The organism is Microbacterium sp. (assembly GCF_046295495.1).
In the GTDB taxonomy this organism is placed as follows: domain Bacteria; phylum Actinomycetota; class Actinomycetes; order Actinomycetales; family Microbacteriaceae; genus Microbacterium.
Genome location: NZ_JBKBNC010000064.1, coordinates 1 through 9231, shown reverse-complemented (window position 1 = coordinate 9231; position 9231 = coordinate 1). Strand labels below are relative to the sequence as shown.

At 71.9% G+C, this 9231-nt stretch carries 8 protein-coding genes; 4 read left to right on the top strand and 4 right to left on the bottom strand.

Annotation, left to right across the window (positions count from 1 at the left end; genetic code table 11):
• From purN to ACK4LS_RS14085, 3 genes are all read right to left on the bottom strand, one after another.
• Window positions 1-520 (bottom strand): phosphoribosylglycinamide formyltransferase (gene purN, locus ACK4LS_RS14095; RefSeq protein WP_409718522.1); only part of this gene is annotated, 520 nt, incomplete at its 3' end.
• A gap of 4 nt (window positions 521-524) precedes the next feature.
• The gene (locus ACK4LS_RS14090) at window positions 525-2054 is read right to left on the bottom strand and encodes a DUF6350 family protein (RefSeq protein WP_409718519.1); all 1530 of its coding nucleotides are present in this window, start codon (window positions 2052-2054) and stop codon (window positions 525-527) included.
• Between the two features lie 55 nt (window positions 2055-2109).
• The gene (locus ACK4LS_RS14085; RefSeq protein ID WP_409718516.1) at window positions 2110-2688 is read right to left on the bottom strand and encodes a polysaccharide deacetylase family protein; all 579 of its coding nucleotides are present in this window, start codon (window positions 2686-2688) and stop codon (window positions 2110-2112) included.
• A gap of 157 nt (window positions 2689-2845) precedes the next feature.
• On the opposite strand from ACK4LS_RS14085, the gene ACK4LS_RS14080 reads away from it, so the two are divergent.
• Window positions 2846-4414, top strand: a complete 1569-nt coding sequence (locus ACK4LS_RS14080; RefSeq protein ID WP_409718528.1) for a helicase HerA-like domain-containing protein — start codon at window positions 2846-2848, stop codon at window positions 4412-4414.
• Between the two features lie 182 nt (window positions 4415-4596).
• Here the strand turns inward: ACK4LS_RS14080 and ACK4LS_RS14075 are convergent, their stop codons facing one another.
• On the bottom strand, window positions 4597-6066 hold the full coding sequence (locus tag ACK4LS_RS14075; protein WP_409718513.1) for an MFS transporter: 1470 nt from the start codon (window positions 6064-6066) through the stop codon (window positions 4597-4599).
• Window positions 6067-6179: 113 nt separating this feature from the next.
• On the opposite strand from ACK4LS_RS14075, the gene ACK4LS_RS14070 reads away from it, so the two are divergent.
• From ACK4LS_RS14070 to ACK4LS_RS14060, 3 genes are all read left to right on the top strand, one after another.
• Window positions 6180-7784: an SDR family oxidoreductase gene (locus ACK4LS_RS14070; RefSeq protein WP_409718510.1), complete on the top strand. Its 1605-nt coding sequence runs from the start codon at window positions 6180-6182 to the stop codon at window positions 7782-7784.
• A 180-nt stretch (window positions 7785-7964) separates the two neighbouring features.
• Window positions 7965-8447, top strand: a complete 483-nt coding sequence (locus ACK4LS_RS14065) for a molybdenum cofactor biosynthesis protein B (protein ID WP_409718507.1) — start codon at window positions 7965-7967, stop codon at window positions 8445-8447.
• A gap of 173 nt (window positions 8448-8620) precedes the next feature.
• Entirely contained in the window at window positions 8621-9034 is a 414-nt protein-coding gene (locus ACK4LS_RS14060) for a molybdenum cofactor biosynthesis protein MoaE (protein WP_409718525.1), read from the top strand.
• Window positions 9035-9231 lie beyond the last annotated feature (197 nt).

Here is a 9231-nt window from a genome sequence, read left to right as displayed (position 1 = left end):
GCTCGACAGGTTTGATGCGGTCATGAAGGCGGTGTTCGTCGTCGCCCGGCAGCACGGCGACGCGTTCCTGCGCGAGGATCGGCCCCGTGTCGATCCCGCTGTCGACGATGTGCACGGTCGCGCCGGTCCGGGTCGCCCCGGCGGCGAGGGCGTCGCGCACGCCGTGCGCGCCGGGGTATTCCGGCAGGTAGGCGGGGTGGGTGTTGATGAGCCGCGGCGACCATGCGTCGACGACCCCCGGCGGCAGCACCCGCATCAGCCCGCTGAGCACGACGAGATCGGGACTCCAGACCGCGAGCTGGTCGAGCACCTCTGCGCCCCACTCGTCGCGCGAGTCGAACTGCTCGTACGCGACGAGGAAGGTCGGCACGCCGAAAGCCTCGGCATGGGCGAACCCGTCGGCCTCGCGGTCGGCTCCGACGACGATCACCCGCGCGGGGAAATCCGAGGATGCGGCGGCCTCGAGGAGAGCCCGAAGGTTCGATCCGGTGCCCGAGATGAGGACAGCGACGGTGAACACCCGGTCAGTCTATCGACGGGCGCGATCGCCGCTCGTCGTTCTCGTCGTCTTCGGACGCCCCGCCGCGCTCGATGCCCGGAATGGGCTCGGTCGCGTCGGTGTCGCCCGGCTCGGCGGGCGGCGGGGGCGGCGCATCGACGGTCGGCGGCGGCGTGCGGGGCTCCGGCGGCGGCGCCTGCCAGGAGTCCGTCGTCGGTATGGGACGCTCGGGCTGAGCGAACGGGCGCTCCGCGGCGAGACGCTGCCACGCATCGAGTCCGGAGTCGGTCGCGACGGGGCGAAGTATCGGGCCGGATGCGTCGATCTCGACACTCCCGTCGTCGCCGGCCCGACGCGGCAGGAGCAGCAGGATGGCCGACCCGACCAGCACCTCGATCCCGACGACCAAGGCGAGCGCCCCCGGGTCGGGCCCGAGCTGCGAGAGCCTGCCCGGACCGATCGACCCCGACGCGAAGACAGCCAAGAGCGCCGTGAGAGCACCGGTCACCACCGCGAGCGACACCGACAGGACGAGTCGGAAGACGAGCCCGCCGTCGTGGTCGCGCGCCGCATCAGGCATCGCGGCGAGGCGTGAGCGCAGCATCCACCCGGTCAGTACCCCGACGCCGACCGGGAGGAGGGCGAGGAGCAGCAGCCAGGTCGTCGACGACTCGGGGACGACCCCGAGCACCGGGATGCCGGGCAGCACTCCGAGCTGGGTACCGGCGGGCGAGACCGCGGTGCCCGCGCCGAGCGCGAACCCCGGGCCCGCCACGAACGACAGCGCCCACACGATCAACGTCGGCAGGTAGGCGAGCTGGGCCAGGGCGAGCACGATCACACCGGCGACGTCGACGTGCGCGGCCTCGAACAGCGCGACGATCTCACCGCCGCGCAGCAGGACGGCGACACCGGCGACCACCGCAGCCAGGCCCACGAGTCCGGTCATCGCCATGGCGGTTCCGCGAACGAGGAGGGCCGGCAGCCTCCCCCACAGCCCGTGCTCGATACGCGATCGCAGCCGGGCGATCGCACCGCGCTCTTCGAGACGCCATGCCTCGACGATCGCGGCGACGACCGAGGGAGCCCCGAAGACCAGGGCAGGGAACACGATGGCCTGCCAGAGCTCGACCGTCGCGAGACCGTTGGCGGTGGTGAGCGCGATGACGGCGGTGATGGCGGTGAAGATCACGATCCCGCTCAGCGCGCCGGTGACGGGCGCACCCGCCTGAGCGGCGCGGCGCCCCGAGCGTGCGGCGAACAGCGCGGTGAAGGCGGCGAGCGCGAGGGGAGCCAGCGACAGCGTGAAGGAGGCCGCCGTCGGGTCGATGCCGGCGATGTTCACGTACTCGGCGGGCAACGTCACCTGGAGCGGAACGAGGTGACCGAGTTGCCAGATCGCGCCGCTCGCGGGCCACAGCGTGGCCCAGTCGGCGTCGGCGCCGAAACCGACGACCCAGAGCAGTGTCAGCGGCGCGAGTACGACGGCGACACCGCCCACGGCCGCGATGACGGCGTCGAGGGCGGCGAGCAGGGCGACAAGAAGGCGATGCATGCGCGAACGACCCTACCCGCGCGTGCGGTGCGTCCCGCGACGGGACACGCGAACGTCAGCGACCGCTGCGCCAGGCGCCCGATGTGGGGACGCGTCCGCCGAAGAGCTGCGCGACGGTGACGAGGCTGAAGCCGCGGTCGAGCAGCCCGTCGTACACCTCCTCCGCGGTCCGCGCGGTGTTCGCCTGGATGTCGTGCTGCAGCACGATCGATCCCGGGCGCGCCTGCTCGACGGCGCGGGAGATCAGCACATCGTCGTCGATCCCCTGCCAGTCGAACGTGTCGACATCCCAGAGGATGGCGGGCAGGCCGCTGCCCGAGACGATCTCCGGGGTGTACTCCCCGTAGGGCGGGCGGAACATCGTCACCCGCTCGCCCGTCCGCTCCTCGATCGCGCCGGTGGTGTCTCGGATCTGCCGGAGAGCCTCGTCGAGGGGGATGTCGGGGAGGTGCGGGTGGTTCCAGCTGTGGTTCTCGACGAGATGGCCCTCGGCGACCATTCGTCGCAGGAGATCTCCGTATCTCGCGGACTTCTCGCCCATCGTGAAGAACGTCGCGGCGGCGCGCCGGGAGGCGAGGTCGTCCAGGATCCCGGGGGTGAGGTCGCTGGGGCCGTCGTCGTAGGTCAGTGCCACGCAGGGGAAGAGGTCGCAATCGATCGACGTCGACCCGGCGGGAGCGGCGGCGGGAGGACCGAAGGTCGAGCCCTCCGCCCCGGCGGCGACGAGCGCCGCCCCCAGGGGGGTGACGAGGGTGGCCGCGATCGCCGCGGGTTACGCGGGGGAGGGGGCGATGCTCGAGCTGGGCGTGCTGGTGAATGGCGGGCCGGTGGCATCCGTACCCGTGCGGATCCCGCTCGCGATGACGAACCGGCACGGACTCGTGGCCGGGGCGACCGGCACCGGCAAGACCCGCACGCTGCAACTGCTCGCGGAGCAGCTGTCGGAGAACGGGGTGCCGGTGTTCGCCGCCGACATCAAGGGCGACCTCTCGGGTCTCGCCGCCGCCGGCACCCCGAGCGAGAAGCTTGCCGCCCGCACCGCCGCCCTCGGTCAGCAGTGGTCGCCGCGCGCCTTCCCGACGGAGTTCTACGCCCTCGGCGACGACGTCGGCTCGGGCATCCCCGTGCGCGCGACCGTGTCGGGTTTCGGTCCGCTGCTGCTCAGCCGCGTGCTAGGGCTGAACGCGACGCAGGAGTCGAGCCTCGGACTCGTCTTCCACTACGCGGATCAGAAGGGTCTCGCCCTGGTCGATCTCTCCGATCTGCGCGCGGTGCTGACGTTCCTGGTGGGCGACGAGGGCAAGGCCGAGCTGAAGGGGATCGGCGGCCTCTCAGCGGCGACCGCCGGCGTCATCCTGCGCGAGCTCGTGGCGTTCTCGGCGGCGGGGGCCGAGACCTTCTTCGGCGAGCCGGAGCTCGACGTGTCGGTCTTCCTGCGCACGGATGCCACGGGCGCCGGCATCGTGAGCCTGCTCGAAGTGCCGAACGTCGCGGCGCGACCCGAGCTGTACTCGACGTTCCTGATGTACCTGCTCGCTGAGCTGTACGAGGTGCTGCCCGAAGTGGGCGACCTCGACAAGCCCAAGCTCGTGTTCTTCTTCGACGAGGCGCACCTGCTGTTCCGCGACGCGTCGAAGGCCTTCCTCGAGGCGATCACGCAGACCGTGCGGCTCATCCGCTCGAAGGGCGTGGGCGTGTTCTTCGTCACCCAGACGCCGAAGGACGTGCCCGGCGACGTGCTGGCCCAGCTGGGCTCGCGCGTGCAGCACGCCCTGCGCGCGTTCACCCCCGACGACGCCACCGCCCTGCGCGCGTCGGTGCGCACCTACCCCGAATCCGGCTACGACCTCGAGCGCGTGCTGCAGGAACTCGGCACCGGTGAGGCCATCGTCACCGTCATGAGCGAGCGCGGGGCGCCGACCCCGGTCGCCTGGACGCGGATCTTCGCGCCGCACGCCTCGATGTCGCCGATCGCCGCCGAGGTCATGGCGTCGGCCGTGTCGGCATCCCCCCTCTTCCCTGCCTACGGCACGCCGATCGACCGCGAGTCCGCCCGCGAGATCCTCGGCGCGCGTATGCAGGCGGCGACGGACGCCCGCGCGGCCGAGGAACGCGCGAAGAAGGCCGCAGCCGACGAGGCCGAGTACGCGAAACAGAAGGCGGCGATCGACAAGGCCCACGCCGCCGCGCAGAAGAAGGCGCAGCGCGAGTACGAGCGGATCCTGAAGTCGACGGCCGCCCCGAGGAGCCGCGCGAGCACGCCGACCGCCGGGCTCGACGACCTGCTCGGGCGCGGGGCGACGAAGAGCATCGTGTCGGGTGTCATCCGCGGTCTGTTCGGCAACGGCCGCCGACGCTGACCCGCCGCCCGGGGGGCGGGCGGTGGGTGTGGGGCGGTGATGTGCGCACCCTCCGTCGCATGCGGGGGTTTCGGGCGGAGGTCATGCGTATCGCGGAGGGTGTGCGCGGGTCACCCGGACCGCGCGGGCGGAGGGGGAGCGGATGCCGGGGTGCCCGGCATCCCCTCCCCCTCCCGCCGCGGTCAGGACCGGCGGACCGCCAGCGGCATGGTCGAGGTGTCGATGAGCGGGTCGTGGTCCTGCCGGTCGACCAGCGCCTGTGCCTCGGCGGGCGTCTCGACCGTCGGCACCGACCCGAGCAGCGGGCGCTTCGCGGTCTCGCGCATCGACAGCAGGGCGACGAGCCCCAGCGCGGCGAAGAACATGATGTAGAACGCCGGCATGAGCGTGTTGCCGGTCAGGTCGATGAGCGCCTGGCTGAACAGCGGCGTCGTACCGCCGAACAGCGACACGGCGACGTTGTAGGCCACCGCCATCGCCCCGAACCGCGACGCCGTCGGGAAGAGGGCGGGCAGGGCGGATGCAGAGATCGCGACGTAGAACGCCACCGGCACCGCCGCCATGCACAGGGCGATCATGACCGCCCACAGCTCGCCGATCTGCATGATGAGGAACGCCGGCACCAGCAGGACCAGCGCGGAGCCCGCGGCGATGGCGTACACGGGTTTGCGGCCGATGCGGTCGCTCAGGCGGCCGATGAGGGGGAGCGCGGCCGACATCACCAACAGCACGGGCACGGTCGCGACCGCCGCCGAGAGATTGGAGACGCCCACCTCTTTCTCGAGGTAAGTCGGCATGTAGCTCGTCAGCGCGTACCCGGCGGTGTTGGTGGCAGCCACCAGCGCGATGCCGATGAGCAGGGCGCGCCAGTGATGGCGCACGATGCCGACGAGGCCCTGGCGGGCCAGGGGGTCGTTCGCGTCGGCCTCGACGGTGCCGGCCTGTTCGAAGGCGGGGGTCTCGGGGATGCGGAGCCGGAAGTAGATCGCCACGATGCCGAGCGGGATCGCGAGCAGGAACGGGATGCGCCAGCCGTACTCGATCATGGCGTTCTCGCCCGAGATCGAGGTGGTGACCGCGGTGGTGATCGCGACCGCGGAGGCGCCCGCGGCGAAGCCGACGTACGAGCCCACGTCGAGCCACGACGACCAGAAGCCGCGGCGGCGGTCGGGTGAGAACTCCGACACGTAGGTCGTCGCACCGGCGTACTCGCCGCCGGTGGAGAAGCCCTGCACCATCTTGAGCAGGTAGAGCGGGATGATCGCCCACAGCCCGATCTGCGCCGACGTGGGCAGGATGCCGATGAGGGCCGTCGCGGCCGCCATCATGGCCATCGTCAGGAACAGCACCTTCTGCCGGCCGATGCGGTCGCCGAGCGGGCCGAGGACGAATCCGCCGAAGGGGCGCACGAGGAAGGAGATCGCGAAGCCCAGCAGGGTCACGAGCAGCCCCCACGGGGCGGGGACGTCGGAGGCGAAGACGGCGGTCAGGGTGACGGCCAGGTAGCCGTAGATGCCGAAGTCGAACCACTCCATGAAGTTGCCGACGACGGTGCCGCCGATGGCCGTACGCACGCGCTTGGTGTCGACGACGATCACGTCGTCGACGGCGAGTCGGGGGGTTCCGGATGCCGAGGGGGGTGTCTCGTTCATCTTTCTACCGTTACTCCGATGCGGGTCCGGTTTCCAGTCGGGGCAGCGCGGGCGCGGGTGTGTTATCCGTCAAGCCCCCGGCGATGTCGCAGGTCGGGCGTACCGTGTCGGGCATGACCGACCTCTCCGCCCCCACCGGCCGCGAGTCCGCCCTCGTCGCGCAGCCTCGACCCGACGGATCGGCGCCGCGCGCCCTCGTGCTGGGGGCGACGGGCTACCTCGGCGGTCGTCTCGTGCCGCGCCTGCTCTCCGCCGGCTATCGGGTGCGGGTGCTCGCGCGTGATCCGCGCCGCGTCGGGGCGTTCCCGTGGGGCGAAGAGGTCGAGACGGTGGGCGGCGACGCCACGGATCGCGCGGCCGTGCGCGAGGCCGTCGAGGGCGTCGACGTCGTCTACTACCTCATCCATTCCATGGGCAGCGCCCGCGATTTCGAGGCCACCGACCGCGTCGCGGCGAAGACCGTCGCCGACGCCGCATCCGCGGCATCCGTCTCGCGCATCGTCTACCTGGGCGGACTCCATCCCGACGACGCGACGCTGTCGGCCCACCTCCGCTCCCGCGTCGAGGTGGGGGAGATCCTGCTGCACAGCGGAGTGCCGACGCTCGTGCTGCAGGCCGGCGTCGTCATCGGTTCGGGTTCGGCCTCGTTCGAGATGGTGCGCCACCTCACCGACGTCCTCCCGTACATGCCGGCTCCGAAGTGGGTGCGCAATCGCATCCAGCCCATCGCCGTGCGCGACGTGCTGCACTACCTGCTCGGGGCGGCGCGGGTGGCGCCGAACGTCAACCGGGCCGTCGACATCGGCGGCCCCGACGTGTTGCGCTACGGGCAGATGATGAACGGGTACGCCCTGGAGGCGGGTCTTCCCCAGCGCGCGATCGCGTCTCTGCCGGTGTTGACCCCGCGCCTGGCCTCGCACTGGGTCAACCTCGTCACCCCGATCCCGAAGGCCATCGCGCGTCCCCTCGTGGAGTCGCTGCAGAACGACTGCGTCGTGAAAGACCGCGCGATCGACGACCTGCTGCCGCGCCCCGAGGGTGGCCTGATGCCCTATCGCGAAGCGGTGCGGCGCGCCCTCGGCCGGGTGAACGACGACGCGATCGAGACGAGCTGGCAGGATGCCGAGGTCTCGGGCGTTCCGAGCGATCCACTGCCGAGCGACCCCGAGTGGGCGGGGCGTCTGGTCTACACCGACGTGCGCACCATGACCACAAAGGCGAGCGCCGCGCAGCTGTGGTCGGTGATCGAGGGCATCGGCGGTGAGAACGGCTGGTACTCCTCGCCCCTGCTGTGGGCGATCCGCGGGTGGATGGACCGCCTGATCGGCGGGGTGGGTCTCGCGCGGGGCCGGCGCAGTCGTTCGGTCGTCACCGTCGGCGACGCTCTGGACTTCTGGCGCGTGGAGGCCATCGAACCCGGTCATCTGCTGCGGCTGCGGGCCGAGATGAAGGTGCCCGGGGGTGCGTGGCTCGAGCTGCGCGCAACGCCGGAGGGCGAAGGTGCACGTTTCGACCAACGCGCCCTGTTCTTCCCGACCGGTCTCGCCGGCCGGTTGTACTGGCTCGCGGTGCTGCCGTTTCACGGGCTGATCTTCAGCGGCATGGCGCGCCGCATCACCGCCGCCGCCGAGCACGTGCAGCGCGAAGACCTCGAGCCGAAGGCGAAGGCGGGGCGCATCACGCCCGAGATCGCCGAGGTCGAGACGACCGCAAAGTGACCGGTCCGGCGGAGCAGGTCGCGGTGGCGGGCGTCGCGGCGAGGGTCGTGGCGGGCGTCGTGGCGAGATCACACTCGTCTGCCGAGATGACCGGCGTCTGCGACAAAACCCGGATGATCTCGACGTTCTCGGGTCATCTCGATGGGGCGTGGGTCCGCCGTGCCCACCTAGGCTGAGCCTGTGCCGCACGTCGCCCGGGTGATCACCGTCTCCGACCGTTCCGCCGCCGGTCTCCGTGAGGATCGGGGCGGCCCTCTCGCCGTTTCGCTGCTGAGGGAGGCCGGATTCGACTGCGCCGACGCGCTCGTCGTGCCCGACGGCGCCGACAGCGTCGAAGCCGCCCTGCGCGAGCTCGTGACGGCGGGGCCCGGTCTGATCGTCACGACCGGAGGCACCGGAATCGCCCCCCGCGACCGCACCCCCGAGGGAACGGCCCGCGTGTTGGATCGCGAGCTCCCCGGCATCGCGGAGGAGCTGCGCCGTCGCGGCCTCGCCGATACGCCGTTGTCGGTGATCTCGCGCGGACTCGCGGGCATCGTCGACCCGGGTGTGCTCGTGGTCAACCTGCCCGGGTCGACGAGGGCCGTGGCATCCGGAATCGCCGTGATCGCGGAGATCGCCCCGCACGTCCTCGACCAGCTCTCCGGAGGAGACCACTCATGAGCACTCCCGCATCGAGCACACCCACGCCTGCGCCGGCATCGAGCGCGCCCGAACAGAGCGCGCCCGGACAGAGCGCGCCCGGACAGAGCGCGCCCGAACAGAGCGCGCCCGAACAGAGCGCGCCCGGACAGAGTGCGCCGGAAGAGAGAGCGCCGGCGTCGAGCGCCGTCCGCATCGCCCGTCTGTCGGAGCGACCCCTCGACCTCGACGCGCACCTCGACGCCGTCGAGGATTCCTCCTCCGGAGCGGTGACCACGTTCGTCGGTCGCGTCCGCGACACCGATCCCGATGCCTCCGACGCCGTCGTCGCGCTCGAGTACAGCGCCCACCCGGATGCCGAACAGGCGCTGCACCGCATCGCCGAAGACGCGGCCGCGGGCACCGACGCGATCGTCGCCGTGAGCCACCGCGTCGGAAGGCTGGGCGTGGGAGAGGCCGCGGTCGTCATCGCCGTGGCATCCGGACACCGTGCGGCGGCGTTCGAGGTGTGCCGCACCGTGATCGAGACGATCAAGACCGACCTCCCCGTGTGGAAGCGGCAGGTCGAGGCCGACGGCACGACGGAGTGGAAGGGCCTCGGGGGCTAGAGCGGCGCGAGGCCGTCGGGCCCGCGCGCCGTCACCGACGACGGAGACGCACGCTGAGCTTCTCGCGTCGCGGCCCGATCCCGCGCGTGCGGTGCGCCCCCGACGTCCGCGACCGCGTCGCGGACCCCCACCGGACCTCGCGTCCGCCGCCGCGCCGCAGCCGGCGCGCCGCCAGCCCGCCACGCCGCTGGACAGGC

Bases quoted from the DNA above. Each gene is read 5' to 3' on its own strand.
- ACK4LS_RS14075 (WP_409718513.1), bottom strand. From the start codon at position 6,066: ATGAACGAGACACCCCCCTCGGCATCCGGAACCCCCCGACTCGCCGTC.
- ACK4LS_RS14090 (WP_409718519.1), bottom strand. From the start codon at position 2,054: ATGCATCGCCTTCTTGTCGCCCTGCTCGCCGCCCTCGACGCCGTCATC.
- ACK4LS_RS14070 (WP_409718510.1), top strand. From the start codon at position 6,180: ATGACCGACCTCTCCGCCCCCACCGGCCGCGAGTCCGCCCTCGTCGCG.
- ACK4LS_RS14080 (WP_409718528.1), top strand. From the start codon at position 2,846: ATGCTCGAGCTGGGCGTGCTGGTGAATGGCGGGCCGGTGGCATCCGTA.